The 24,769-nt window shown below is 69.9% G+C and carries 25 protein-coding genes; 7 read left to right on the top strand and 18 right to left on the bottom strand.

Annotated elements, in window-relative coordinates; all coding sequences use genetic code 11:
* Nucleotides 1-80: 80 nt before the first annotated feature.
* The 3 genes from AB0I12_RS28660 to AB0I12_RS28650 form a co-directional block, all read right to left on the bottom strand.
* Nucleotides 81-1,163: a hemolysin family protein gene (locus AB0I12_RS28660; protein WP_359935274.1), complete on the bottom strand. Its 1,083-nt coding sequence runs from the start codon at nucleotides 1,161-1,163 to the stop codon at nucleotides 81-83.
* A complete protein-coding gene (locus AB0I12_RS28655; protein ID WP_359935272.1) occupies nucleotides 1,160-2,497 on the bottom strand; it encodes a hemolysin family protein in 1,338 nt (445 codons plus the stop codon). The genes AB0I12_RS28660 and AB0I12_RS28655 overlap by 4 nt, the downstream gene beginning before the upstream one ends.
* A gap of 119 nt (nucleotides 2,498-2,616) precedes the next feature.
* Nucleotides 2,617-3,429 (bottom strand): SDR family NAD(P)-dependent oxidoreductase, encoded by an 813-nt coding sequence (locus tag AB0I12_RS28650; RefSeq protein WP_359935270.1) that lies wholly within the window; start codon nucleotides 3,427-3,429, stop codon nucleotides 2,617-2,619.
* Nucleotides 3,430-3,499: 70 nt separating this feature from the next.
* On the opposite strand from AB0I12_RS28650, the gene AB0I12_RS28645 reads away from it, so the two are divergent.
* A complete protein-coding gene (locus AB0I12_RS28645) occupies nucleotides 3,500-4,414 on the top strand; it encodes a LysR family transcriptional regulator (RefSeq protein ID WP_359935268.1) in 915 nt (304 codons plus the stop codon).
* On the opposite strand, the gene tatA is transcribed toward AB0I12_RS28645, so the two are convergent.
* Complete coding sequence (tatA, locus tag AB0I12_RS28640; protein WP_359935266.1) at nucleotides 4,370-4,669, bottom strand: twin-arginine translocase TatA/TatE family subunit; 300 nt, start codon at nucleotides 4,667-4,669, stop codon at nucleotides 4,370-4,372. The two genes, AB0I12_RS28645 and tatA, sit on opposite strands and share 45 nt — an antisense overlap.
* 66 nt (nucleotides 4,670-4,735) lie before the next feature.
* On the opposite strand from tatA, the gene AB0I12_RS28635 reads away from it, so the two are divergent.
* Nucleotides 4,736-5,416, top strand: coding sequence for a TIGR03089 family protein (locus tag AB0I12_RS28635; RefSeq protein WP_359935264.1), 681 nt, complete (start codon nucleotides 4,736-4,738; stop codon nucleotides 5,414-5,416).
* Nucleotide 5,417: 1 nt separating this feature from the next.
* Nucleotides 5,418-6,206: an SDR family NAD(P)-dependent oxidoreductase gene (locus tag AB0I12_RS28630; protein ID WP_359935262.1), complete on the top strand. Its 789-nt coding sequence runs from the start codon at nucleotides 5,418-5,420 to the stop codon at nucleotides 6,204-6,206.
* On the opposite strand, the gene AB0I12_RS28625 is transcribed toward AB0I12_RS28630, so the two are convergent.
* From AB0I12_RS28625 to AB0I12_RS28600, 6 genes are all read right to left on the bottom strand, one after another.
* Nucleotides 6,181-9,393, bottom strand: a complete 3,213-nt coding sequence (locus tag AB0I12_RS28625; protein WP_359935260.1) for an adenylate/guanylate cyclase domain-containing protein — start codon at nucleotides 9,391-9,393, stop codon at nucleotides 6,181-6,183. The genes AB0I12_RS28630 and AB0I12_RS28625 overlap by 26 nt on opposite strands.
* 26 nt (nucleotides 9,394-9,419) lie before the next feature.
* Nucleotides 9,420-9,839 (bottom strand): cyclic nucleotide-binding domain-containing protein, encoded by a 420-nt coding sequence (locus AB0I12_RS28620; RefSeq protein ID WP_355696600.1) that lies wholly within the window; start codon nucleotides 9,837-9,839, stop codon nucleotides 9,420-9,422.
* Nucleotides 9,840-9,924: 85 nt separating this feature from the next.
* Complete coding sequence (galE, locus tag AB0I12_RS28615) at nucleotides 9,925-10,878, bottom strand: UDP-glucose 4-epimerase GalE (RefSeq protein ID WP_359935258.1); 954 nt, start codon at nucleotides 10,876-10,878, stop codon at nucleotides 9,925-9,927.
* A gap of 62 nt (nucleotides 10,879-10,940) precedes the next feature.
* Nucleotides 10,941-11,573 carry a class I SAM-dependent methyltransferase gene (locus AB0I12_RS28610; RefSeq protein WP_359935256.1) on the bottom strand — a complete coding sequence of 211 codons (633 nt, stop codon included), beginning with the start codon at nucleotides 11,571-11,573 and terminating at the stop codon, nucleotides 10,941-10,943.
* Nucleotides 11,566-13,581: a spermidine synthase gene (locus AB0I12_RS28605; RefSeq protein ID WP_359935254.1), complete on the bottom strand. Its 2,016-nt coding sequence runs from the start codon at nucleotides 13,579-13,581 to the stop codon at nucleotides 11,566-11,568. Before AB0I12_RS28605 ends, AB0I12_RS28610 begins: the two co-directional genes overlap by 8 nt.
* Before the next feature lie 156 nt (nucleotides 13,582-13,737).
* On the bottom strand, nucleotides 13,738-14,571 hold the full coding sequence (locus tag AB0I12_RS28600) for a serine protease (RefSeq protein WP_359935252.1): 834 nt from the start codon (nucleotides 14,569-14,571) through the stop codon (nucleotides 13,738-13,740).
* A 258-nt stretch (nucleotides 14,572-14,829) separates the two neighbouring features.
* On the opposite strand from AB0I12_RS28600, the gene AB0I12_RS28595 reads away from it, so the two are divergent.
* Nucleotides 14,830-16,317: an LCP family protein gene (locus AB0I12_RS28595; RefSeq protein ID WP_359935250.1), complete on the top strand. Its 1,488-nt coding sequence runs from the start codon at nucleotides 14,830-14,832 to the stop codon at nucleotides 16,315-16,317.
* A gap of 12 nt (nucleotides 16,318-16,329) precedes the next feature.
* Nucleotides 16,330-17,328, top strand: a complete 999-nt coding sequence (locus AB0I12_RS28590; RefSeq protein ID WP_359935637.1) for a glycosyltransferase family 2 protein — start codon at nucleotides 16,330-16,332, stop codon at nucleotides 17,326-17,328.
* 96 nt (nucleotides 17,329-17,424) lie between these two features.
* Here the strand turns inward: AB0I12_RS28590 and AB0I12_RS28585 are convergent, their stop codons facing one another.
* The 8 genes from AB0I12_RS28585 to AB0I12_RS28550 form a co-directional block, all read right to left on the bottom strand.
* Nucleotides 17,425-18,372: a type IV toxin-antitoxin system AbiEi family antitoxin domain-containing protein gene (locus tag AB0I12_RS28585; RefSeq protein ID WP_359935248.1), complete on the bottom strand. Its 948-nt coding sequence runs from the start codon at nucleotides 18,370-18,372 to the stop codon at nucleotides 17,425-17,427.
* Nucleotides 18,373-18,519: 147 nt separating this feature from the next.
* Nucleotides 18,520-19,278 (bottom strand): ABC transporter ATP-binding protein, encoded by a 759-nt coding sequence (locus AB0I12_RS28580; RefSeq protein ID WP_359935246.1) that lies wholly within the window; start codon nucleotides 19,276-19,278, stop codon nucleotides 18,520-18,522.
* Nucleotides 19,265-20,146 (bottom strand): ABC transporter permease, encoded by an 882-nt coding sequence (locus AB0I12_RS28575; RefSeq protein WP_359935244.1) that lies wholly within the window; start codon nucleotides 20,144-20,146, stop codon nucleotides 19,265-19,267. Before AB0I12_RS28575 ends, AB0I12_RS28580 begins: the two co-directional genes overlap by 14 nt.
* Before the next feature lie 170 nt (nucleotides 20,147-20,316).
* Nucleotides 20,317-21,018, bottom strand: a complete 702-nt coding sequence (locus AB0I12_RS28570) for a tyrosine-protein phosphatase (RefSeq protein WP_359935242.1) — start codon at nucleotides 21,016-21,018, stop codon at nucleotides 20,317-20,319.
* Nucleotides 21,019-21,023: 5 nt separating this feature from the next.
* A complete protein-coding gene (locus AB0I12_RS28565) occupies nucleotides 21,024-21,710 on the bottom strand; it encodes a hypothetical protein (RefSeq protein WP_359935240.1) in 687 nt (228 codons plus the stop codon).
* A 16-nt stretch (nucleotides 21,711-21,726) separates the two neighbouring features.
* A complete protein-coding gene (locus AB0I12_RS28560; protein ID WP_359935238.1) occupies nucleotides 21,727-21,894 on the bottom strand; it encodes a hypothetical protein in 168 nt (55 codons plus the stop codon).
* 31 nt (nucleotides 21,895-21,925) lie between these two features.
* Nucleotides 21,926-22,249 carry an AzlD domain-containing protein gene (locus tag AB0I12_RS28555; protein WP_359935236.1) on the bottom strand — a complete coding sequence of 108 codons (324 nt, stop codon included), beginning with the start codon at nucleotides 22,247-22,249 and terminating at the stop codon, nucleotides 21,926-21,928.
* On the bottom strand, nucleotides 22,246-22,932 hold the full coding sequence (locus AB0I12_RS28550; protein WP_359935234.1) for an AzlC family ABC transporter permease: 687 nt from the start codon (nucleotides 22,930-22,932) through the stop codon (nucleotides 22,246-22,248). Before AB0I12_RS28550 ends, AB0I12_RS28555 begins: the two co-directional genes overlap by 4 nt.
* Before the next feature lie 54 nt (nucleotides 22,933-22,986).
* Between AB0I12_RS28550 and AB0I12_RS28545 the strand changes: the two genes are divergently transcribed.
* On the top strand, nucleotides 22,987-23,553 hold the full coding sequence (locus AB0I12_RS28545) for an XRE family transcriptional regulator (RefSeq protein ID WP_359935232.1): 567 nt from the start codon (nucleotides 22,987-22,989) through the stop codon (nucleotides 23,551-23,553).
* 105 nt (nucleotides 23,554-23,658) lie between these two features.
* Nucleotides 23,659-24,738, top strand: a complete 1,080-nt coding sequence (locus AB0I12_RS28540; protein WP_359935230.1) for a ricin-type beta-trefoil lectin domain protein — start codon at nucleotides 23,659-23,661, stop codon at nucleotides 24,736-24,738.
* The last annotated feature ends 31 nt before the right edge of the window (nucleotides 24,739-24,769 follow it).

Here is a 24,769-nt window from a genome sequence, read left to right as displayed (position 1 = left end):
CCAACCGTAACCCGCCGACCTTGGGCACCCACCAACCACTTCGGGCACCGCGAAACGGTTGGTGCGAGCTCAAAGTGGGGCTACGGGGTGGGGTCGATGCGGGTGGCGGCGGTGATGATGGGGTCGGTCTCGTCGTTGAACTCGCCGATGACCTCCTCGAGGAGGTCCTCGAGGGCCACGACGCCGATCGCGCGGTCGCCGCCGCAGACGACGGCCAGCTGGGAGCGTTCGTCGCGCATGGTGCGGATGGCTTTGGCGACCGGGGTGTTCTCGCCCAGTTCGAGGGCGGGCATCATCAGGCCGGCCGCGCGCGCGGCCGTGTCGCCGGCGGTGGTCGCCCGGGCGGCGTCGCGGACGTGGACGATGCCGCAGATCCCTGTGTCCCCGTCCGTACCGGAGCTGACCACGGCGAGGCGGGAGTGACCTTCGCGGCGGCTGGTGAGTTCGACCTCGCGGGCGGTCGCGGTCGAAGGCACCGTCGACAGCCGGCCGATCGGCGTCATCACCTGGCCGACGGTGGTGTTCTGCAACGCGAGCATCGCGGTGAGGAGCTCGTGCTCAGGTTCCGCGAGGGTGCCGTGTTCGCGGGACGACTCGATCAGCAGCCGCAGCTCGTCCGGGCCGTGCGCGTTGGCGAGCTCGTTCTGCGGCGTGACGCCGACCAGCCGGACGCACAGGTTGGCGAGCCAGTTGAGGACGATCAGCAGCGGCCGGAAGAGGTACGTGAACCCGCGGAACGGCAGCGCCAGCACCAGCGCCGACCGCTCGGGATCGCTGATCGCCCACGACTTCGGCGCCATCTCACCGAGCAGCACGTGCAGCAGGCCGATTCCGGCGACCGCGATGATCAGCGCGATCACATGCCCGACGCCTTCCGGCACGTGAGCCAGCTCGAAGAGCGGATGCAGCAGATGTGCGACCGCCGGCTCGCTCAGTGAACCGAGCCCCAGCGTGCACAACGTGATCCCGAGCTGAGCGCCCGCGAGCATCAGCGACAGCTCGCTGACCCCGGCGATCGCGGCCCGCGCCGCGAGGCTGCCGGACGCGGCGGCCTCCTCCAGCCGGTGCCGCTTCGACGCGACCAGCGCGAACTCGGCCGCGACGAAGAACCCGTTCAGCGCGAGCAGTACGGCGGAGATGATCAACGCCCACGTCGTACTCATGCCGTCCGCTCCATCTCGACGACGCCCGGCACCCGGCGCTCGATCGTCCGCACCGTCAGCCGGACGAACTCGGCCGGGACCGGCCGCCCGTCGTGGTCGATGCGGTGCGGCAGCTCCACGACCAGCGAGTCGCCGACGTCCGGGATCCGGCCGAGCCGCGCCATCACCAGACCGGACACCGTCTCGTAGTCGTCGCTGTCCGGCAGCTGTACGCCGGTGGCCTCGGCGACCTCGTCGAGCCGCCACCGGGCCGGGACCTCCCACGACCCGTCGCCGCCCTGCACCAGCCCGGTCTCGGGCAAGTCGTCCTCGTCGCGGATCTCGCCGACCAGCTCCTCGGCGATGTCCTCCAGCGACACGATGCCCGCGAACCCGCCGTACTCGTCGACGACGATCGCGAGCTGCCGGCGCGCGACCCGGAGCCGCTCGAGGACCGCGGGCAGCGGCAGCGTCGTCGGGACGGCGACCGGCTGCGACGCCAGCGAACCGACGGCGATCGTCGCGCGGTCGGCCGGTTCGAGCTCGACCACCTCGCCGATCGCGACCACGCCGATCACCTCGTCGACCGAGGCCCCGATCACCGGGAACCGGCTGTGCCCGGTGTCCTGCAGCTCGACGACCCGGGTCAGCGGCTCCTCGCGGTGCACGGTGACCACGTCGACCCGCGGCACCATCGCCTCGCCCGCGGTCCGGCCGCGGAAGTCGAGGCCGCGGTCGAGCAGCCGCATCGTGTCCTGGTCGAGCAGGCCCTGTTCGTACGACGTCTCGATGATCCGGTCGAGCTCCTGAGCGGTCGCGCCCTGCGGCAGTTCCTCGACCGGTTCGATCCCGACCCGGCGCAGGATCCGGTTGGACGCGGAGTCGAACAGGTGGATCAGCGGCCCGGCGACGGTCAGGTACAGCAGGGTCGAGCGGGCCAGCCGGAGCGCGATCGCCTCGGCCTTCGCGATCGCCAGGTTCTTCGGCGCCAGCTCGCCGAGCACCATCTGGATGATCGTTGCCAGCAGCAACGCCAGGATCACCGAGATCGACCGGCTCACCGCGTCCGGTACGCCGGCCCCGCCGAGCAGGTGCTCGAGCCCCGCGCCGAGGTACGGCTCGGCGAAGTAACCGGCGAGCAGGGCCGTGATGGTGATGCCGACCTGCGCCCCGGACAACACGAACGACAACCGCGCGGTGACTTTCAGTGCTCGCGCGGCGGCCGCGTCACCGTCCGCAGCAAGCGTCTGCAGGCGGCTCCGGTCGACGGCGACGTACGCGAATTCCTGGGAGACGAAGTAGCCGGTGGCAACGGTCAGCACCAGGATCAGGCCCAGGCCGGCCAGGATCAGCATGGGACGACCTTATGAGAGCTCCGGCGGCTGCCGTACTGCGGGTCGCCGGTCAACCGCCTGATCTCACCGCGGATCGTCATGCCCTGCACGCTAGTTAGGCTAACCTAACCAGCGGGATCCTACTTCCAGGGGAGCACCTCGCCGTCGCGGATCAGCTCGCCGTACCCGGCCGGGTCGACGCCGTCGGCGAGGATCAGGTCGGCGATCGGTACGACGGCCTCGGCCGGGGACTTCGCCTGGCTGAAGTCGTCGAACCACGGGCGCGACGCGCGGGTGTCGACGAGGCCCGGGCAGATGGACGCGACCAGGGTGTTCTCCGCGAGATCCCGCTCGCGACGCTCGGCCGCGACCGCACGGACCGCGGCCACCTGGGCCACCTTCGACGGCAGGTTGATCCACTCCGGCCAGCCCTGCTGCTGCGCGCTCCCGTCGTGCACCGCCGTACGCCACTCCTCCACGACCTTCTCGACATCCTCCAGCGAGGCCCCGTCGAACCGGTCCCACAACTCCTCGGGCAGCTGCGCCAGCGTCCCCAGCGAACTGGCCACCACGATCAATCGCCCACCCGGCCGCAGGATCGGCCCGAACGCACGCACCACGTGCTGCGCCCCGAGATTGGCCACGTCGACGAACTCGTCCACCTGCTCCCGCGCCGGCTTCCCCGGCTCCAACGGCCCGACAGCGTTGGACACCACGATGTCCACACCGCCGAGCTCCTCGGCCAGCCGAGCCACCGCGTCCCCGTCGGTCACATCCAGAACCCGTCCCTCGACCCGCGCCATGCCCTCGACCCGAGCCGCCCCGGCGGCGACGCGTTCCGGGTTTCTGCCGGTCAGGAGGACGAGGTCCTCGGGGTTCATCCGCTTCGCCAGTTCTTCCACCAACGCATATCCGATCCCTTGATTGGCGCCGGTCACCAGTGCTGTTCTCATGAGGCCAACGTAGGTCGGCGACCGGTATGACTCCAGCGAAAGTTCCGCACAGGTGGTATGCGTAGATGTCATGGACTTCACCGACGTCTCGCTGGTCGCGCTGCGGGTGTTCCGGGAGGTGGCGGAGCGGGGCACGTTCACCGCCGCGGCGGCCGCGCTCGGGTACACGCAGTCGGCCGTGTCCCGCCAGATCGCCGCACTCGAACGCGCCGCGGGCAACCAGCTGCTCGAGCGCCGCCGCGAAGGCGTCGTCGTCACCGCCGCGGGACAGGTCGTCCTCCGCAACGCCGCCGCCGTCCTCGACCGGATCGACGCGACGGCGCGCGAATTGGCCGGTCTGCCGGCCGAAGGCGGAACGGTGCGGCTCGGGTGGTTCCCGAGCGCCGGCGCGGTCCTGGTGCCACGCGCCGTCAGCGCGGTACGCCGTACGCACCCGGCGATCACCGTGACGACGCGGGAGGGATCCACGCCGACGCTGGTCCGGGCGTTGCGCGCCGGGACGATCGACCTCGCGCTGATCGCGTCCGCGCCGCCGTTCCGCCCGCCGGACGCCGAGTCGCCGGCCTTGAAGCTCGAGACGCTCGCGGAGCGGAGCCTGCGGCTGGCGGTGCCGACCGGTCATCCGCTCGCGGCGTACGACGCGGTGGACGTCGGCGAGCTGCGCGGTCAGCGGTGGATCGCCGGGCCCGCGTCGAGCAGCGAGTTGTGGATGGGCGTCTGGCCCGGTCTGGACGAGCGGCCGCTGATCGCGCACACGGTCCGCGACTGGCTCGCGAAGCTCCACCTGGTCGCGGCCGGGGCAGGACTCACCACGATCTCCGCGTCGATGGCGTCGGCGGTGCCGCCCGGTGTCCGCGTGGTCACCGTCCGGGGCGGTCCGCAGGAGCTGCGCCGGACGATCCTCGCCCGGCTGCCCGGCCGGCTCCCGGAGCCGGTCGCGCTACTGGCCGACGCCCTGCGCGCCGCCGCCCTCGAGATCACCTGAGCCCTGCGGAGCCGGCGCCTGCGGAGCTGATGCCTGGGGAGCTGATGCCTGGGGAGCCGTGGCCTGGGGCGCCGCCTGCGTGATCTGCGGCGGCGTCTCGTCGTCGTCACCGTGCCGGGCCTTGTCGAACTCCTTCATCGCGCGGGCCGTGTTGCGGGTCAGCTCGGGGAGTTTCTTCGCGCCGAACAGCAGGACGACGATGACCAGGATGACGATCCATTCGCCGCCTTCGGGCAGCGCGAGTTCTGGCACCATGACAAGCCTTCTTTCCGGTCAATCCCCTCCAACGTACGTCGGTCCGCGAACCGTAGGGTGGGCCATATGTCACGAGTTCTGCCCGAGCTGTTCGCGGCCGCGGTCCGCCGGGACGGCGCCGCCCCGTTCCTCACCTACTACGACGACGCGAGCGGCGAGCGCATCGAGCTCAGCGCGGTCACCACCGCGAACTGGGTCGCGAAGACGGCCAACCTGCTCGTCGACGAGTACGACCTCGAGTCCGGCGAGACCGTCGCGATCGGGCTGCCGCCGCACTGGCTCGGCGTGGTCTGGGCGCTGTCCACCTGGTCGGCCGGCGCCGCGCTGACCAGCGGCACCGGCACGCTCGCGATCACCGGCCCGGACGTCGCGATCCGCGGCGAGCGCGAGACGGTCGCCTCCGCGCTGCTCCCGCTCGGCGGCCGCTTCCGCGAGCCGTTGCCGGACGGCGTCCAGGACTACGGCGCCGAGGTCTACAACCACCCGGACGTGTTCGTGCCGTTCGACCCGCCGACGCCGGCCTCACCGGCGTACGACGAGCTCACCCACGAGGACCTGATCGGCGCGGCGGAGCCCGTCGGAGACCGGATCCTGGTCACCCGGAGCCTGGTGGACCGCCACGGGCTGGGACTGCTGGTCGGGGTGATCGCCGGAGGTGGTTCGATCGTGCTCTGCAGGAATCTGGACCCCGCCAAGGTGGAGCGCCGGGTGGCGGACGAGAAGGTCGACCGAGTGGTGGAGGGGTAGCGTGCAGCGGTTCGAAGGAAAGGTCGCACTGGTCACGGCGGCGGCGCAGGGCATCGGTGCGGCGGTCGCGCGGCGGCTGGCCGCCGAGGGCGCCGCGGTGCTGGTGACCGATCTCCAGGAGGACAAGCTCGCCGAGGTCGCGGCCGGGATCGGCGAGCGGGCGCTGCCGTTCCGCCTCGACGTGACCGACACCGGCGAGGTGCAGGCTGCGGTCGCCGCCGCGGTCGAGCGTTTCGGCCGCCTCGACGTGGTGGTGAACAACGCCGGCGGGTGCATCGTCCGGTCGGTGCCCGAAGACGCGACGCCCGAGGAGTTCCACGCGCAGCTGGACCTGACGCTGGTCGGCGCCTCGCGCTGCATCCAGGCCGCGCTGCCGCAGCTGGTGAAGAACCGCGGCAACGTGGTCACGATCAGCTCGGTGAACGGGATCGCCGCCTTCGGCAACGTCGAGTACTCCGCGGCCAAGGCCGGGCAGATCGCGATGACCGTGAACTACGCGGCCCGGTACGGCGAACTCGGCGTCCGCTTCAATGTCGTTGCCCCAGGCACCATCCGGACCCCGAACTGGGACAACCAGCCGGACACGCTGGAGCGCTTCGGCGCGATGTACCCGCTCGGCCGGATCGGCGAGCCCGAGGACATCGCCGCCGCGGTCGCCTTCCTCGCCTCCGACGACGCGTCCTGGATCACCGGCCACACCCTGCCCGTCGAAGGCGGCGTCCTCACCGGTCCCGGCGTCCTCGACCTGACACCGTCGGGGCCGTTCAAGAAGGAGTATCCCGGGAGCTGACCAGCTGCTCGGCTTCGGCGAGAGCATCAGGATCGCCCGTGGTGCGGTGCAGGCCACGCAGCGCGTGGGCCTGTTCGAGTTTGTTGCCGAAGGCACCCCAGTCCGCGGCTGCGCGCGCGAATCCGGCGGCCGCGGCCTGGGTGTCGCCGCGGTGTTCGGCGAGCAGCGCCCGGGCCGTCGTCGCGGCGTACTCGCGCATCGGCAGCACCGGCTCCACGAAATCCACGAGGACGGCGGCGGCGTCGTCGTGCCCCACAGCGAGCGCCGCCCGCACCAAGGACGGCAGGCGGACGTCGAATTCGATGCTGCCCTGCAGATCGGCCAGCGAGGCGAGCAACCGCAGGATCTCCAGGACGCCGTCCCGGTCGCCGTCGCGCGCACGCGTCGTCGCCGCGGGCGAGGCCGCGACGGCGATCATGTCCGGCCAGCCCGCCTCCACCGCCAGCCGGTACGCCTCCTCGGCGTGATCGCGAGCGCCGGAAAGGCCGGCGTCGGCCTCCGCCACCGCCAGCGCGCCGAGCACCTCGATGCGCCGCAACACGGTGAACGCCGGTGAAGGACGCTCGAGCTGGGCGCGGCACGCCGCGATCACCTCGGCCGACCGGCCGGTCTCGATCAGCAACTGCAGGACGGTACAGCCGATCTGCTCCTCCATCTCGGCCAGCCGGCGCCGGGCGGAGAAATCGCGCGCCGCTTCCAGTTCGCCGAGGGCAACCAGCGGTCCCTCGATCTGCCACAGCACCCAGCCGTAGTTCAGCCACGTCACCGCCGCATCGCGCCCCCGGCCGCCCTCGAGCAGCGCGGTCAGCGCCTCCTTGACGTCGACCAGCCCGCCGGTGTCCCCCAGACCGACCCGGGCGAGGCCCCGCGACTCCAGAGCCCGGTGCGGTACGGCGTACCCCTGCTCGGTCGCGATCCGCAGGGCACGGTTCGCCGAGTCGATCGCATCCTGGTAGCGGCTCGCGACCACCCGGATACTCGCCTGCCCGGACAGCAGCAGCACCAGGTCCTCGCTCGGCCCGAGCTCCTCGAGCATCGCGACCGCCCGGTCGACCGTCGCCAGGCTCTCCTCCATGCTGCTGAGCGAGTACGTCGAGGCTCTCAAGGCGAGCGCTACTCCGCGGACGTCGCCGATCGCCTCGAATCCGGCGATCGCGTCGAGGTACGCGGCCTGGGCGTCGTCCAAGCGGCCCGCCTGGAAAGCCGCCCACCCCCAGCGCAGCAGGACCGTGGGACGTTCGGGATCGCCGGCCGGGCTCAGGGCCAGCGCGCGGTCGAGCAGGGCGAGCGCCTCGTTGGTGTCGAGGTTCATCGCCAGCTCCGCGGCCGCCATTTGGTGGTGGCGGGCCCGTGGCGCGATCTGCGCCACCGCGGCGGTGTCGCCTTGGGCGGCGGCCAGGTCGAGCGCGGTGGTCAGGTGGTACGCGATCAGGTTCGGCGTCTCGGCCTGACAGGCAGCGCACCGCAGCTCGAGCCAGTCCGCGGCAGCGAGGTGCCGCGCCGACCGGGCCGCGCGCGGCACTTGGCTGTAGGCGACATCGCGGGTCAGTGCATGCCAGAAGGAGTACTCGTGCTGGTCCAGCATCGACGACCGCCGGACGGGTCGCACCAACTCCTTGCGGGCCAATAGCTGGAGCGCTTGGACGACGTCCGCCGGGTCCTGTCCGGACATGGCGGCGACGGCTTCGGCCCAGAACACCCGGCCCACCACGGCGGCATCCGCGAGCAGTGCCTTGCGATCGGGTTCCAGCGTGTCCAGCCGTGCCGCGATGAGTGCGGCGATGCCCGCGGGCAGTTCGGCAGCGGTGGCTTGGTCCGGGCCGCAGTCGGTCACGATCCGCGCGAGTTCCTCGGCGTACAAGGGGTTGCCGTCGGCACGGCGTACCAGTCGCTGCCGGATCTCCGCGGGCACGTCCTGGCCCGCGAACATCCCGGTGAGGAGTTGATCGGTCTCGTCCGCCGTCAGCGGTGACAGGCCGAGGGTGAGGGCATTCTGGACCCCGCGGGTCCACTGCGGTCCGCGTTCGAGCAGCTCGGGCCGGGCGGTGACGACGACGACCAGCGGCAGGTCGGTCAGCCATTCGGCCAGGTGATCGACGAAGGCGAGCATCGCGTCCGTCGCCCAGTGCAGATCCTCGAACACCAGGACCACGGGCGACTGCTCGGCGAACGACTCCAGCAGTTGCCGCCAGGCCGCGAACGACTCCTCCTGGGTCGCCGGCCCCGGCTGGGCCGACTGATCGGCGCCGACCAAGGGGCCGACCCGGGCCCGCAGCCAGGCACGGTCCGCGCCGTCGGGCACGATCGCGTCGAGCTTGGCCACGGCCTGCACGGGCGGGTCGGTGTCCAGGATCCCGGCCTGCAGCTTGAAGATCTCGGCGATCGGCCCGAACGGCGTCTCGCCGTACGGCAGCGATCGGCCTTCGCGCCAGGTGACGAGCTCGTCGTGCCGGTCCAGCCACGCGCCGAACTCCGCGGTCAGACGTGACTTGCCGATACCCGGTTCGCCGAGCAGGGTGACGAACTGCGGCACCCGCTCCGCGAGGGCCTTCTCGAACGCCGTGCACAGCAAGGTCAGATCGCGCTGCCGGCCGACCATCGGCGTCGTGAGATCGCGGATGACGTCGGTCCCGAAGCGTGCTCGCGGCGGGCCGGCCTGCCAGCGTTCGACCGGACGGCTGATGCCCTTGGCCGCAACGGGTTCCAGCGCGTCGTAGCCGAAGACGCGCTGTGTCGCCTCGTGGGTCCCGTGCCCGACGACGACCGCGCCGATCGGCGCGGACGACTGCAGGCGGGCCGCGAGGTTGACCACCATGCCGGTGACGAACGGCTCGCCGAGCTCGGGTCGCGCGGTCAGCTGGACGAGCGCCTCACCCGTCTCGATGCCGATCCGGACCTCCAGCGGCCCGTCCGGCAGCGTCCGCACCGCCTCGAGGATCGCCAGGCCGGCCCGGACCGCCCGTTCGGCGTCGTCCTCCCGGGACCGCGGTGCGCCGAAGACGGCCAGGATGGCGTCCCCGGCGAACTTCTCGACGGTTCCGCCGTACCGCTCGACCGTCTGTCGCAGCGTCGAGTGGTACGGCGCGAGCCAGCGCCGGACGTCCTCGGGGTCGGCGGACTCGGACGCGGCGGTGAAGCCCACAAGGTCGCAGAACAGCACCGTGACGACCTTGCGTTCCTCGGTCATCGCGCCCCCGGGCGGTTCGGATCGGTTCAGCTCTCGGACTCGAGGTCGCGGATCCGGGCGGTCAGGGCTTTGAGCAACGCCTGGGCGACCTCCGGGTTCTCCTTCACGACCGGCTCGAACGCCAGGGCGGACAGGGCGAACGTGCTCAGCCCGTCCGGCCCGGCCACCACGGTCGCGGACCGCGGCAGGCCGTCGATCAGCGAGATCTCGCCGAAGTAGTCCCCGACTCCCAGCGGCTCACGGACGACGCCGTTGACCTCCACGGCGGCCGAGCCCTCGAGCACCACCTGCAGGCCGGCGTCGTGCGCACCCTGCTCGATCACCCGGCTGCCGGCCGGAACCTTCAGCGTGGTGCCACGCTCGATCAGGTCGGACAACGTGTCCTTGGACAGCCCCTCGAAGAGATCGATCTTCGCCAGAAACTGCGGCAGGCTCTCGTGACTCATGGATCGCACCCCTCGATCGTGCCCAGGTCCGGGCAGCAACTGTGAACTGCGCCACAGGCTACAACCGCCGGGGATCGCTCACCACTCAGCTTTTCGGCCAGGCTTCCCAGGCGGTGGCGAACATGTCGTCGACCGTGTACGTGTTCTGCCAGGCCAGGTCGCGGGCGGCCAGGTCGCCGTTCGCGACGACGCGGGACGGGTCGCCGGGGCGGCGCGGGCCCTCGGTCGGGGTGAAGTCGATCCCGGTGACCCGGCGGGCGGCGTCCATGATCTCGCGGACCGACGTGCCGGTGCCGCTGCCGAGGTTGTAGACCGGTTCGAGGGTCTTGCCGGACTCGAGCGCGCGGGCGGCGGCCACGTGCGCGCGGGCCAGGTCGGCGACGTGGACGTAGTCCTTCACCGACGTGCCGTCCGGGGTCGGGTGGTCGGTGCCGTAGATCTGCGGCACCTTCCCCTGGGTGAGCAGGTCGCACACGATCGGGAACAGGTTGTACGGCGAGGCGTCGTACACCGTCGGGTCGCCGGAGCCCACGACGTTGAAGTAGCGCAGCGAGGTGTGGTGCAGCTCGGTCGCGGCCGCCTGGTCGCGGAGCAGCCACTCGCCGATCAGCTTCGACTCGCCGTACGGCGACTGCGGGTCGGGCTCGGTGTCCTCGGTGACGACCTCGTCCTTCGGGGTGCCGTACACGCCGGCGCTGGACGAGAACACGATGTTGCGCACCGACGTCTCCGCCATCGCCTCGAGCAGCGACACCATCGCGGTCACGTTCTGCGTGTAGGTGTGCAGCGGGCGCTCGACCGAGACCCCGGCGTACTTGAAGCCGGCCAGGTGCACGACGCCGTCGACACCCTCGAGCGCCTTCCGGACAGCCGTCGCGTCGAGCAGGTTCGCCCGCACGAACGGCACGCCGTCCGGGACGAACTCCGCCTTCCCGCTCGACAGGTCGTCGATCACGACCACGTCGATCCCGTCGTTGCGGAACGCACGCACCACATGCGCCCCGATGTACCCAGCACCACCAGTCACGAGCCACGTCATGTCTCAGATCCTGCCACCAGGCCGCACCCGGAACGCCGGAAACGGGCCGAACCCGTACCAAATCAGCAGACGGTTGCCAGCCAGAAGTAGGTCAGCTCGGTCCACTCCGCCTCGGCCGGCGCGACCTCGGCCGCGAGCTCCTCCCGGGTCGGGAAGTTCTTCAGCACCTCGAACGTGCGCCCGTCCGACAGTTGCCGGGTCTGGTACGTGTCCCCGCCGGCCGTCGTCCGGGTGATCGGATAGTTGCTGCCCTCCACGTACCGGTTGTCGGCGAGGATCACCACGCCGCCCGGCTCGACCCGATCCATCAGCCCCCGGACCCAGCGCCGTACGTCGGCCCGCGGCACGTGCGACCAGAAGAAACCCGCGAAGACCGCGTCGAAGCGGCCCCCGACGGCCCCCAGGTCGTACGCGTCCGCGGTCTCGAAACGGACCTCGGCCTGGCCGTAGGACCGGGTCCGCGCGACCGCGAGGGTCTCGTCGTTCAGGTCCGTCGCGACCACCGACCGCGCGGTGGTCGCGAGCGCCGTGGTCCAGTAACCGGTGCCGGCGGCAAGTTCCAGCACCGACCGGCCGGCGACGAGCGGCGGCAGGAGGGCCCGCAGGCGGGCCAGGTCCTCCTGCCGTTCCGGCTTGTCGTACACCGCGTCGTACTCCTGGGCACGCTCGCGGTAGTAGTCGGCGAGCTCACTCACGGGTTCGGAGTTTCGGTGCCAGGTTCGGTGCCAGCTTCGGTGTCAGCAGGAACGCCCCGGCGTAGAGCAGCGCGGCGATGATCAGCAGGCCGTGGAAGCCGATGATCAGCGCGGCGTACTCCAGGCAGCCGCCGAGCATCGCGCCGAGCAGGTTCGCGCCGAACGACGCCGTCCCGTCGGCGGTGTCGGTGAACCGCTTCGCGAAGATCACGTTCGCCGCGAAGATCGGCGTGAACGCGATCAGTACGGCGACCAGCGCCCGCAGCCCGACCGGCATCGACAACAGCCAGCTGTCCGGGAACACCCACGACAACGCGAGGCCGCCGAACAGGATCGCGAACATCACCTTGATCGGTGGTGTCTTGAACCGCCTCGTCACTTCGACCGCCGCGAGCACCGCCACCAGCACCCCGGCGAAGACGATCGCGTTCACGACCCACGTCGTACCGAACAGCAACGCGAAGCCGGTGATGCTCTTGGTTTCCAGCAACATGAAGCCGGCGCCGAGCAGGAACAGATCGGCGTACGGGCGCATCCGCTTGTACGACGCGCCGCCGCCGGCGATCCCGACACCGACGAGCCCGGCGACCAAGATCAGCCCGAGCGTCACCAGGTACAGCGACGGGATCCGGTCCGTGAACAGGTACAGGAACGGGCGGTTGTCGGTCGCGGGCGGCGGCGTCTGCGCGGTCGCCCCCGGCCACTCGGCGGCACACGTCTGGTCCTGCTCGGTCAGACCGACCGTCACCACCGCCTGCTGCAGGCCGTCGCCGATCTTGTCGACACACGGCTTGTGGCCGAACGCCTGCTCCGCCGTCGACGCCAGCCGGTCGATCAGCCAGGTCTCGCGGTAGTAGTTGTACATCGCGAACGCGCCGCCCGGGTTCAGGTGCTCCTTCGCGGACTCGAACGCCTGCTGGGTGAACAGGTAGCTCTCCAGCCGCAGCGAGCTCGCGCCGTTCACCAGCGTCAGCGAGTCCGGCAGCGCCAGCAGGATCAGGTCGTACTTCTTGTCCGTCCGGGACAGGAACGCGCGCCCGTCGTCGATGTGCGAGCTCACCCGCGGGTCCTGGTACGGACGGTCCGGGTGCAGCGCCTTGCCGAGGTCGCGGATCCGCGGGTCGATCTCGACCGCGTCGACGTGCTGTGCGCCCTTCTTCAGCGCGATCGCCACGTCCGAGCCGGAACCGGCGCCGATGATGAGCACGTTCTTCGGCTGCTTGCCGGCGTTCGCCCGCTCGTACGGCAGCCCGTACTGCGGCTCCCACTGCAGCCGCGCGTCGGCCGGGATCGCCTGCTGGTGCGGTACGCCGTTCACGGTGATGGTCAGCAGCGGCACACCCTCCCAGGTGTACTGCTTGGTCTGCACCTTGTAGTACGGCGACCAGCTGTTGTCGGGCTTGGTCGACTCGTGGAACAGCACGCCGAGCATCACGATCAGCGGCGACAGCACGAGCGCGGCACTGACGCCGGTCGCGACCGCGCGGCGGCCGGAGAACGCGGCGGACCGCGGGATCATCAGCGCGGCGAACACCAGCGTGACGATCAGCCCCCACCAGATCGGCGGCGCGCCCAGGAACGACAGCCCTGTGAACGCCGCGATCCCGACCAGGCTGCCGACCAGGTCGAACCGGTACGCCGTCAGGCGCGGCAACTCCCCGAAACAACGGCCGACCAGCTCGGCCGGACCGGCCAGCACCACGGCGGCCGCGACGAAGATGACCGGCAGGATCACCCAGACCGGCGGGCCGGTGGTGTTCAGGCTGGTGAAGTAGATGACGCTGGACGAGCTGCCGCGGTTGACGGTGACCGGCTTCCACGCGATCACCAGGACGAGCAGGCCGAGCATGATCGGCGAGTAGTACGGCAGCCGTTTGGCCCGTCCGGAGCGGAGCACGCCGATCCCGATCCCGAGGAACGAGCCGAGCAGCACGAAGTTCGAGAAGTAGCTGAGATGGACGACGTTCGAGCCGGTCCAGCGGATCAGCGCGAGCTCGACGAACAGCATCAGCGCACTGGACGCGACCAACCGGGTCCGAACTCCGAACGGGCTCGGCCAACCGGTTGTGACGACTTGATCAGTAGCGGAGTCGACTGCCATGCGGGGCGACGTTACCGGATATCGAAGTGGTCTGCGTCACCCCGCAGGCATCGTCACCGTGCGTCAGTGGCGACGGGCCGGCTTGGGGAGTTCGCAGCCCGTCTTGTTCAGGTCGATGGTCCGGTTCGCGGTCAGGCAGGTGTAGAGCCACCAGGTCTGCTGGCCGTACGCCGCGCCCTGGTCGACCGTGACGTTGCCGTCGGCGTCCACCTCGCACGGGTTGTTGATCGTGCACTGCTCGCCGTCCTCGTTACCGGTGTTGTTGACCCCGATGACCTCGCCGGTCGAGGTGCTGACCACGGGCGATCCCGACGTACCGCCGATGGTCTCGCAGCCGGGCTGCTGGTACTTGATCGAGTTCTGCCAGGTCCAGTCGCCTTCGCGGAGCTGCGGGATCGTCGCCTGCACCGAGCAGGTGTAGATCCGCTTCCAGTACCCCGACACGACCGCCATGCCGGCACCGTCCGCGGGGCCCTGCTTGGCAAGCGTCAGCGGGGTCACGTTCAGGCGGGTCTTGATCGAGGCGTAGGTCTCGTTGACCTGGTACACGATCATGTCGGTCTTGGTCATCGTGCCGAACAGGATCTTCTCGGCGCGGATCGTCCCGGCCCGGCTCGAGTCCGGCTTGAGCAGCGTGATCGAGCGCGTCGACGTCTTGTTCACCAGGACCTGACCGGGCTGCAGGAAGCCACCCTCGTAGCAGTGCCCGTTGGTCAGCACCAGGGCCTTGTCGGTGGAGACCGACTCGGCGTACCGGACGAGGGAGGCGGAGCAGTTGCTGAGCGCTGCGATCCCGGTGAAGTCGGCGCCAGGTGCCGCGGCGTGGGCGGAGCTCGTGCCGAGGAGGGTGGTGCTCGCGACCGCGGTGGCGGCCAGAAGCGTACGGAACAGTTTCATGGGGCGGTTTCCTCACTGTTTGGGCTTGAAGACTTCGTAACGCATCCCGCCGCCGCCGACCATCACAGCCGTGTGAAGCAGGTGAGATCAGGGGTTTTCCTGCGCTCCGTGTCAGGACTGCTACTCTTCGTCTCCGGATCCGCCCGGTCTCGAACCAACGCCTGCCCCGGCACGTCGTACGGAGTGACGAGGAACGACAAGGTACGGTCGGCAGTGCCCGCCCGGAGGACTGCGTTGGATTTTCAGGGGAAGGACGTCATGCCGCAGGAGAAGCCAGACCTGCGCAATCTCCGCGAACCGGTGCGGTTCAAGCGTGCGCTGGCCTTGCTGTTCATGACCCTGGTGCTGCCCGGGTCGGCCCAGATCGTAGCGGGCAGCCGGAAGGCCGGCCGCTGGGCCTGGCGGGTGGTCGCCGGCCTGGTCGCGATCGTGGTCTTCTTCATCGTGCTCGGCCTGATCTGGCGGTCCGGCACGATCAACATCCTGGCCCGCCCGGGCACCCTGCGGATCGTCCAGGTGCTGCTGATCGTGCTCGCGATCGGCTGGGCCGCGCTGTTCGTCGACGCGTACCGGATCGCGCAGCCGCTGACGCTCGAGCGCAACCACCGGCTGATCGCCAGCGTCCTCGACGGCGTGCTGATCTTCGTCGTCGTCGGCGCCCTGATCTACGCCAGCGTGATCGTGAACACCCAGCGCGACTTCGTCGCCAGCGTGTTCGGCAACGGGCAGAAGTCGAAGGCCGAGAAGGGCCGCTACAACGTGCTGCTGATGGGCGGCGACTCCGGCGCGGACCGGATCGGCACCCGGCCGGACAGCATGACGGTGGCCAGCATCGACGCGGACACCGGCCGGACGGTCCTGGTCGGCCTGCCGCGGAACCTGGCCAAGGTCCCGTTCCCGGCCGGTACGGCGATGGCCAAGCAGTTCCCGGACGGCTTCCACTGGAAGAACTGCGGCGCCGAGTGCCTGCTGAACGCGGTCTACACCTACGCCGCCGGTCACAAGAACCTGTTCCCCGGCGACCCGAACCCCGGTGAGACCGCGACCACCCAGGCCGTCGAGGCGGTCACCGGGCTGAAGATCAACTACTACGTGCTGATCGACCTGGCCGGCTTCCGCGACCTGCTGAACGCGGTCGGCGGGATCACGCTGGACATCGGCAAGCGGGTCCCGATCGGCGGCGGCAGCTCGCCGATCAAGGGCTACATCGAGGCCGGCAAGAACCAGCACCTGGACGGGTACCACGCGCTCTGGTTCGCCCGGTCCCGGGCCGAGTCGTCGGACTACGAGCGGATGGCGCGGCAGAAGTGCGTGATGTCCGCGATGCTGAACCAGCTGTCGCCGTCGACCGTGCTGACCAAGTTCCAGGGCATCGCGTCGGCCAGCAAACAGGTGGTCAAGACGAGCATCCCGGCGGGCGAGCTGGGCACCTTCACGGATCTCGCGCTGGACGCGAAGAAGCTGCCGGTGTCAAGCTTCTCCGCGGTCCCGCCGTTGATCCACACCGGCGACCCGGACTTCGCGCTGATCAGGACCAAGGTCGCGGAGGTGATCGCGAAGTCCGAATCGCTGGACAAGGCGGGCTCGGGAGGAGACGGTAAGACTTCGAGCACTCCGAGTAGCAGCAAGCCGACCAGCAGCAGTACCACGAAGAAGCCGAGCACGAGTACCACGAAGAAGCCGACAAGCTCACCGACCACACCCGCCACCGGCGTCGACGACGTCGCATCGATCTGTAAGGCCTGACCTGATATGCCGCTGTCCCACTGGCCACCTGTGTCTGTCGTGATGCCCGTGCTGAACGAGGAACGCCATCTCGAGGAGGCGGTCGGCCGCGTCCTCGACCAGGACTACCCCGGTGACCTGGAGGTCGTGCTCGCGATCGGCCCGAGCAAGGACCGGACCCAGGAGATCGCGGACAAGCTGGCCGAGAAGGACCACCGGATCAGCATCGTGCCGAACCCGACCGGCAAGACACCGGCCGCGCTGAACGTCGGGATCGCGCACGCCAAGCACGACATCCTGGTCCGCGTCGACGGGCACGGCGCGCTCACCGACGGGTACATCACCCGCGCGGTCGAGGTGCTGGAGGAGAGCGGCGCGGACAACGTCGGCGGCGTGATGGCCGCCGAGGGCCGGACCCCGACCGAGATGGCGGTCGCCTGCGCGTACCGCTCCCGGCTGGGCCTGGGCGCGTCCACGTTCCACCAGGGCGGCACGGCCGGCCCGGCCGACACCGTGTACCTCGGCGTGTTCCGGCGGGCCGCGCTGGAGCGGGTCGGCGGCTTCGACGAGACCATGCACCGCGCCCAGGACTGGGAGCTGAACTACCGGATCCGCAAGACCGGCGGCCTGATCTGGTTCAGCCCGGACCTGTCCGTCACGTACCGGCCGCGCTCCTCGCTGTCCGCGGTGGCCAAGCAGTTCTTCCACACCGGCCAGTGGCGCCGCGAGGTGATCCGCCGGCACCCGGAAACCGCCAGCAAGCGCTACCTGGCGCCACCGGTCGCGGTCATCGGTCTGGCCGTCGGCACGATCCTCGGCATCATCGGCCTGGCCACCGGGATCAGCTGGCTCGACATCGGCTTCCTGGCCCCGCTGGGCTACGCACTGCTGCTCATCTTCGGCTCCGCGATGGAAGGCCGCTACCTACCCTGGAAAGCGCTGTTCTGGATGCCGCTCGTCTGCGCAACCATGCACGTCTCCTGGGGCCTCGGCTTCCTGATCGGCCTCCGCGAACGCCCCAAGGCCGTGTAACAACGCTGGATATCCCCTCCTCTGGGGGGTTCTCTGCTGGTATGCGAGGGAAGAACCCTCAACACGAGCGGATATCCATCCGTGGTGAGAACGGGGTCATGCGGGCCGGCGCCGGCTGTGCAAGGTCCGGAGCATGCCCGCGGCGGTCTCGGCGGGCCGGTCCAAGTCGGACCAGTCGATGCGGACCACCGTCAGGCCGATAGCGCGGAGCCGGTCCTCGCGGCGCTTCTCGCGGATCATGACCTCCGGCGACCCGCCGCCGTACTTCAACGCGCCGTCGAACTCGACCACCGTCTCGTACCCGTCGAAGTCGAAGTCGACCCGGCCGATGAGCCCGAGCCGATCGTGGAACTCGGTCTGTAGCCTCGGTCGCGGCAGGCCCTGTTCGTACATCTGCACCCGCAGGCGCGACTCGCCGACGGACTCCGACAGCCCGTTGCCGAACCGCAGCGCAGTCCGCGCCGCCGCCGATCCGGGCCAGAACGCCGTCACGGACTGCAGCCGCCGTACCTCGTCCTCCTCGAGGTGACCGGCTCGAAGCGCGCTGTCCACGCCGACCACGGCTACTTCGAACGACGTCGTACACGCGGACTCGAGTACCGCTCGAGCGACGCTGGTCACGAGCCGACCGTGGACGACGGTCAGGTCGGCGTCGGTCAGGACGCCGAGGTGATGCTGTACGCCGGCGACGACGCCACCGGACCGTCCGTCCACGCGGGTGACGTGCACGCAACCGAGATCGAGGCCCCAGATCGGCAGACCGTGCAGGACCATCGCCGACTGATGGCTGACGGCAACCGAACCTGGTCGCATCGCGTTCATCACCGCATGCACCTGCCGGAGATGCAGCAGCCGCGCACGTTCCCACGGCGGCAGGACAGTCAGGTCCAGCGCCTCGGCGTACTGACCGCGTCGGACCCGTTCCCAACTGCCGTCCCGCAGGCTACGAACGATCTGCTCGTGCGTACATCCACTGGCCAGCGCCTGGCGACGGCTGAAGACGCCACCCTGTTGCTGCGCGATCAGCTTGAGTCGCTCGTTCACCCACCAAGCATCCACCGGCCCGGCACCGCTCAGGCCACCTGACCGCACATCTGTGGATAAGTGGATATCCACTCGTGTTGGGGGTTCTTCGCTCGCATACCGGTGGAGAACCCCCAACTTCGAAGGATATCCACTCGTATGCAGACCTCAGCCCGCTCGGGTGGACTTGATGTAGGCCGCGACGACCTCGTCGACCGGGCCGTCGAGCTTCAGTACACCCGCGTCCAGCCAGAGGGCGCGGTTGCAGGTCTCCTGGACCACGTCGAGGCTATGGCTGACCAGGAACACCGTGCCGGCCTGGTCGCGGAGATCCTTGATCTTGCGCTCCGACCGGACTCGGAACTCGGCGTCGCCGGTGGCCAGCGCCTCGTCGACGAGCAGGATGTCGTGTGTCTTCGCCGAGGCGATCGCGAACTTCAGCCGGGCCGCCATGCCGGAGGAGTACGTCGACATCGGCAGGTCGATGAAGTCGCCGATCCCGGAGAAGTCGACGATCTCGGCGTACCGGCGCCGGATCTCGTCCCCGGACATCCCCATCGCCAGACAGCCGAGGACGACGTTGCGGTCGCCGGTGAGGTCGTTCATCATCGCGGCGTTGACGCCGAGCAGCGACGGCCGGCCGCCGGTGTAGACGGCTCCGGACGCGGGCGGCAGCAGGCCGGCGATCGCGCGCAGCATGGTCGACTTCCCGGAGCCGTTGCGCCCGATCACGCCGATCGCGTCGCCCTTGTACGCCGTGAAGCTGACTCCTTTGACCGCGTGCACCTCGCGGATCGTCGGCCGGTCCTGGCGCTTCACGATCCGGCGCAGCGCGGTCGCCGCCGTGCCCTTGCCGCCCTGGCCGGCGATCACCTTGTAGACGATGTCGAGCCGGTCGGCGATGACCGTCGGTTCAGCCTCGCCCATAGCGGTCCTCCGCCTGCCAGAAGTACACGAACCCGGCCGCGAGCATCACGAACGACCAGATGATCGCGATCGTCCACGCGTGCGGCAGCTGGTTCGCTTCGTGTTCGGAGAGCAATGAGCGCCGGACGATGTCGATGTACGCCGAGATCGGGTTGAGCGCGAGCACCTTGATCACCCAGGCCGGAGCGTCGATCTCGTCCAGCTTGGCCGGCAGCGAGAAGAAGATCCCGGACGCGTACAGCCAGGTCCGGGTGATGAACGGCAGCAGCTGGGTGATGTCGGAGACGAACGTCCCGATCCGCGCGAAGACCAGTGTGATCCCGACGTTGAACATCACCTGCAGCAGCATCGCCGGGACGACGAGCAGCCAGCGCCACGCCGGGCCGTCGGTGAAGCCGACGACCACGAACAGGATGCCGAGCGACACCAGCATCTGGTTGAGCTCGTTCAGCACGTAGGCCAGCGGCAGGGTCGCGCGCGGGAAGTGGAGGGTGCGGATCAGGGACAGGTTCAGGGCGAGCGAGCGCGACCCTTCGGTCATGCAGCGCTGCGTGAACGTGAACACGAAGATCCCGCTGAGCAGGAAGGCGACGTAGTTGTCGATCCCGTTCTTCGTGCCGAGCAGCACACCGAAGGCGAGGTAGTACACCGCCGCGTTCAGCAGCGGGGTCAGCACCTGCCAGATCGATCCGAGGCGCGCTCCGGCGTACATCGCATAGGTGCGGGCGGCGGCATAGCTGACGACGAACTGGCGCCGGCTCCACAACTCCTGCAGGTACGCCCCGAACGGCGGCCGCACCGAACTCCGGGAGAGCCCATGACGTCGAGCCAGCGCCGCGGCGTCGGTCACCCCTGTCTGCCCGATCATGGGGCCCCCGGCCTGGACTGAGGAGCGTAGGGAGCGAAGCGACCGGAGCGACGAGGGAAGGCCGGGGACCAGAGCCCCATGACCCGCCGCGCCGGAGGCGCGGCATTCAGCACAGCGGCGGTCGGCATTGCGCCAATGTACTGCGGTGGGTGACGTCGTGGTGACTCAGGTCAGGCCACTAAGCGGGCTCTCAGCTTGTCCAGGTCGGCCGCGGTCAGACCACCGTGCCGCAGGTATGCCTCCGGTCCGCCGTACCGGTCGTCCAGATGCCGCAGGATCGCGACGATCGACTCGGCGCGGGTGTCGCGGAACTCGATCATCTCCGGGTGCCTGGACGCGTCCGGTTCCTCGGCGAGCTGCTCGGCCAGCCAGCCCGCGAGCCGCGACTGAGTGAGGTAGTAGTCGGCGACGATCTCTTCCTCGGGGACGCCGGCCACGCTCAACGCCAGCGCGACGACCATGCCGGTGCGGTCCTTGCCGCCGTGGCAGTGCACGACCACCGCGCCGTCCGGCTCGTCCGCGATCGCCTTCACCGCGGCCGCGAACAGCTCCGGCCGCTGGTCCAGCATCCACCTGCACACCTCGACGATGGTCGGCTGCCCGTGGTCCGGGTCCGCCGGATCGGCCAGCCGCTGCCGCACCGCCAGCGCCGTACCGGTGAACGGCGTCGGCGCGATCGCGACCTCACCGTCGCCGCGCAGGTCGAGGATCCTGCTCACGCCGGACCGCCGGACGGCCTCGACGCCGTCCGCGGTCAGGTACTGCAGGCTGTCCGCACGGATCAGCACGCCCTCGCGAACCGCCCGTCCGTCGCCGGTCGGCAGGCCGCCCACGTCGCGGACGTTGCGGCACCCGGGCCAGTCGAGATCCATCGCCGTCACCTGTCCTGCGGCCGGTCGTCGGGGCGATCCTGCGGACGGTCCGGATTGGGACCCGGGTGGTACGGCGGTGGCGGCGGGAAGGTGTGCTGCTGCGGCGGCGGCATCGGCGGGTAGTAGTTGCCTGGGGCACCGGGTTGCCCGGGGAAGGTGTTCGCCGGACGTTTGCGCCGGGCGGCCTTGACCGCGCCGACGGTGAGCAGCGTGATGCCGAGCCCGATGAAGATCAGGAACGAGAAGACGGTGCCGAGGATCGAGAGCACGAACGCGACCACCGACGACCGCGGCCCGGCCGCGTACGTCGCGCTGGTCTCGTCGTCGGTGCACGAGATGCTGTAGTCCCCGGCCGGCACGGTCTGCGTCGACCGGGCGACGACGTACCAGCTCTCGCCGTTGATCGTGATCGTCTCCGACCCGCTCGGCGGCTTGATCGGTACGTCGTTGCCGTTCGCGTCCTGGACCTCGCACGGCGGGGTCAGCACCGGGACCGACGCGTAGATCGTCAGTCCTTCTTTCGTCAGGTGGACGACACCGTCCTCGATCGGCTGTGGTGTCCGCGGCGCGGTGACGACGATCCGCCAGACGAAGAACCCCACCACGATCGCGCCGATGACGAAACACGCGACCGCGAGCTTCGGCAGAACCGACTTCTTGGGCGCTTCGGGTGCCGGCGGATACATCGTCATACCCGCACCGTAGCCGCTACGAGGGCTGACGGATGAGCGTCAGGTCGTCGCAGTCACCGGATCCGGCGCCCGCGCGGGTGAAGCAGTACACGGTCGCGGTCGTGCTCGCGGGCCCGCTCGACAGGTAGAGCACCGGCGAGACGGCGTACGCGCGGAGGCGATCACGCTCAGGTGCACTACCCAACCTGCGGACACCTCCTGTCCGCCTTGTCGGCTCAGGGCACGCCGAGCAGGCGGAGGCCGGCGGCGGTGGCGGCGGCTGCGACCACGACGAGGACGAACGGTGCTCGGCGCCAGGCCAGCACACCGCCTACCAGTACGCCGGCCGGGCGCGCGACGCCTGCCGGACCGTGGCCGTCCGTCAGCGCGGACGTGGCCACCAGCGCGGTGAGCAGGATGATCGCGGCCGCGGCGAGCAGTTGCTGCGCCCGCTCCGGCACCTCGAACCGGCTCCGCAACGCCGGCCCCGCGAACCGCAGCGAAAAGGTGCCTACGGCAAGTATTCCGATGCCGATCAGCAGCAGTGGTGTGTTGTTCATCGGGTGACCTCCACGGCCGGCTTCTCGGCGCGGTAGAACAGCAGACCCACCAGGGCGAACAGAACCGGCAGACCGGCCGGCAGGAACGGCGTTACCGCCAACGCGACCACGACACCGACGAGGGCCGCCGTTCGCGTCGACCGATCCCGCAGGGCGGGCAGCACCAGCGCCAGCAGCACGGCCGGGAACGCCGCATCCAGACCGAACACGTCGGTGTCGGTGATCACCGAGCCGGCGAGGCCGCCGGCGACGACGCCGATGTTCCAGCAGACGAAGATCCCCAGGCCGCCGGCCCAGTACGCCGCCCGCTTGTGCAACAGGTCGTCCTGGCCCATCGCGAACGCGACGTTCTCGTCGGTCATCACATGACTGCCGAGCCAGCGCCGCCACCCGCCGCCGATCACGTCGCTCACCGCCAGCCCGAACGGGACGTGCCGGCTGTTCACCAGCAGACCCGCGACCATCGCCGCGATCGGACTCCCGCCGGCCGCGACGATCCCGACGAACAGGAACTGCGACGCACCCGCGAAGACCACGACCGACAACAGGATCGGTACCCACAACGGCAGCCCGCCGCCGACGCTGATCGCGCCGTACGACAGCCCGACGACACCGTCGGCCAGGCAGACCAGGCCGATGTCGCGGGCGAGTCCCGGATCGAGTGTTCGCCAGATCGAACGCATGGGCATTATGATGAACACCTCGCCACGCGTTCGTCAAGCCGAACAATCAGACCGATGGAGCGAACAATGGACTCCCGCGCACCCTTGGACGTCATCGCCGCATCCCTCCGCCGGCACCGGGCCCGGGCCGGCCTGTCGCTGACCGAGGTCGCGAAGCGCGCCGGGGTCGCCAAGTCCACGCTGTCGCAACTCGAGTCCGGTACCGGCAATCCGAGCGTCGAAACCCTGTGGGCGCTGGCCGTCGCGCTCGACACCCCGTTCGCCGCGCTGCTCGACCCGCCGCGCCCGAAGGTGCAGATCATCCGCGCCGGCGAGGGCCCGGCGATCTATTCCGACCACGCCGACTACAGCGCCACGCTGGTCGCATCCAGCCCGCCGAACGCGCGGCGCGACATCTACCGCATCGTCGCCTCGCCGGGCCCCGGCCGGAAGTCCGAGCCGCACATGCCCGGCGTCGTCGAGCACGTCGTCCTCGGCTCCGGCCGCGCCCTCGTCGGCCCGCTCGACGACCCGGTCGAACTCCGCCCCGGCGACTACATCGCCTACCCCGGCGACCTCCCGCACATCTTCCAGGCCCTCGAGGACGGCACGGCGGCTACGCTCGTTTCCGAGCACGTGTAACGTTAACTGCTCACCTCTGGACATTTGTGTGCAGTTCTGCGCATCATCAGCTCAGAGAGCTCTCTGGTCGAAGTCCGCCCCACTTCGCTTGGAGGTAACACCCCGATGAGACTCAAGTCCTTGCTGGTGTGCGCCCTGCTCGGCCTCGCGGCCGCCCTGGTTCCGACCTCGCAGGCCGCCGCCGTCGGCGTCACGCCCGGCACCTACGTCAACTACACGTTCGACACTGCGTCACTCACCCAGGCCGAGTTCCGGATGACGATCAACGCCTCCCCTGGTCGCGCGAACGTCTACTGGTCCAACCAGTTCGCCTTCACCGGCGGCGACGTCGGCGGGTACACCGGCATGCAGACCCACCGCGACGGCGGCGGCATGTTCCTGTACTCGCTCTGGAACTCCACCGACTGGAAGGCCGGGGACGCCGGCACCTACTGCATCCGCTTCCAGGAGGACGGCACCGGCGGCAGTTGCCGCCTCGACCAGGCCCCCACCGCGGGCCACACCTACGCGTTCGCCGTCGCGAGCGAAGGCAGCGGCTGGTACGGCGTGACGGTCCGCGACCTGACCGCCGGTACGTCGTTCAAACTCGGCAGCCTGCAGACGGGATCCGGCAACACCATCAGTACGTCGGGCATGGTCAGCTGGACCGAGTACTTCGACTGGAACAACGACAAGGCGACCTGCGACGACGAGCCGTACTCGAAGCTGACGATGAGCGCGCCGACGAGCGGCAGCCTCACCGCCCACTTCACCGGCACGTCGGAGAGCAGCGGTTGCGCCGCCGACAGCCAGGTCACCCTGAACGGCTCGACCGCCGTGCAGGAGAACGGCATCGGCAACTCGGCGTCGAGCGACATCCGCGGCAGCGGCGGCTGCCTGGACGTCTCCGGCTCCGACGGGACGACGATCCTGCTGTACAGCTGCACCGGCGGCAACAACCAGAACTGGGTGCACGCGCAGAACAGCACCTTCCACGCCCTGTTCAGCTGTCTCGACGCGAGCGCCACGCAGGCCGGCTCGGTGATCCTCTACAGCTGCCACGGCGGCACGAACCAGCAGTGGACACTGCCCGGCGACGGCACGATCCGCAGCGGCGGCCGCTGCCTCACCGCGCCGGCCACACTCGGCAACGCCGTAACCGTTGCCACATGCAACAACTCGGCCGCGCAGCGCTGGACGTTCTGAAAACACCGCGACGCCCGGGACAGCGATCCCG

Source organism: Kribbella sp. NPDC050459 (assembly GCF_040655315.1).
GTDB lineage: Bacteria > Actinomycetota > Actinomycetes > Propionibacteriales > Kribbellaceae > Kribbella.
The sequence above is the reverse complement of the archived record's forward strand: the minus strand, read 5'-3'. Positions and strand labels throughout refer to the sequence as shown.

Bases quoted from the DNA above. Each gene is read 5' to 3' on its own strand.
- galE (WP_359935258.1), bottom strand. From the start codon at position 10,878: ATGACGTGGCTCGTGACTGGTGGTGCTGGGTACATCGGGGCGCATGTG.
- AB0I12_RS28575 (WP_359935244.1), bottom strand. From the start codon at position 20,146: ATGATCGGGCAGACAGGGGTGACCGACGCCGCGGCGCTGGCTCGACGT.
- AB0I12_RS28580 (WP_359935246.1), bottom strand. From the start codon at position 19,278: ATGGGCGAGGCTGAACCGACGGTCATCGCCGACCGGCTCGACATCGTC.
- AB0I12_RS28605 (WP_359935254.1), bottom strand. From the start codon at position 13,581: ATGCTGTTCGTCGAGCTCGCGCTGATCCGCTGGACCGGCTCGAACGTC.
- AB0I12_RS28625 (WP_359935260.1), bottom strand. From the start codon at position 9,393: ATGACCGAGGAACGCAAGGTCGTCACGGTGCTGTTCTGCGACCTTGTG.
- AB0I12_RS28595 (WP_359935250.1), top strand. From the start codon at position 14,830: ATGCCGCAGGAGAAGCCAGACCTGCGCAATCTCCGCGAACCGGTGCGG.
- AB0I12_RS28540 (WP_359935230.1), top strand. From the start codon at position 23,659: ATGAGACTCAAGTCCTTGCTGGTGTGCGCCCTGCTCGGCCTCGCGGCC.
- tatA (WP_359935266.1), bottom strand. From the start codon at position 4,669: ATGGTGCCAGAACTCGCGCTGCCCGAAGGCGGCGAATGGATCGTCATC.
- AB0I12_RS28545 (WP_359935232.1), top strand. From the start codon at position 22,987: ATGGAGCGAACAATGGACTCCCGCGCACCCTTGGACGTCATCGCCGCA.
- AB0I12_RS28645 (WP_359935268.1), top strand. From the start codon at position 3,500: ATGGACTTCACCGACGTCTCGCTGGTCGCGCTGCGGGTGTTCCGGGAG.
- AB0I12_RS28635 (WP_359935264.1), top strand. From the start codon at position 4,736: ATGTCACGAGTTCTGCCCGAGCTGTTCGCGGCCGCGGTCCGCCGGGAC.
- AB0I12_RS28660 (WP_359935274.1), bottom strand. From the start codon at position 1,163: ATGAGTACGACGTGGGCGTTGATCATCTCCGCCGTACTGCTCGCGCTG.
- AB0I12_RS28650 (WP_359935270.1), bottom strand. From the start codon at position 3,429: ATGAGAACAGCACTGGTGACCGGCGCCAATCAAGGGATCGGATATGCG.
- AB0I12_RS28570 (WP_359935242.1), bottom strand. From the start codon at position 21,018: ATGGATCTCGACTGGCCCGGGTGCCGCAACGTCCGCGACGTGGGCGGC.
- AB0I12_RS28550 (WP_359935234.1), bottom strand. From the start codon at position 22,932: ATGCGTTCGATCTGGCGAACACTCGATCCGGGACTCGCCCGCGACATC.
- AB0I12_RS28600 (WP_359935252.1), bottom strand. From the start codon at position 14,571: ATGAAACTGTTCCGTACGCTTCTGGCCGCCACCGCGGTCGCGAGCACC.
- AB0I12_RS28655 (WP_359935272.1), bottom strand. From the start codon at position 2,497: ATGCTGATCCTGGCCGGCCTGGGCCTGATCCTGGTGCTGACCGTTGCC.
- AB0I12_RS28565 (WP_359935240.1), bottom strand. From the start codon at position 21,710: ATGACGATGTATCCGCCGGCACCCGAAGCGCCCAAGAAGTCGGTTCTG.
- AB0I12_RS28555 (WP_359935236.1), bottom strand. From the start codon at position 22,249: ATGAACAACACACCACTGCTGCTGATCGGCATCGGAATACTTGCCGTA.
- AB0I12_RS28620 (WP_355696600.1), bottom strand. From the start codon at position 9,839: ATGAGTCACGAGAGCCTGCCGCAGTTTCTGGCGAAGATCGATCTCTTC.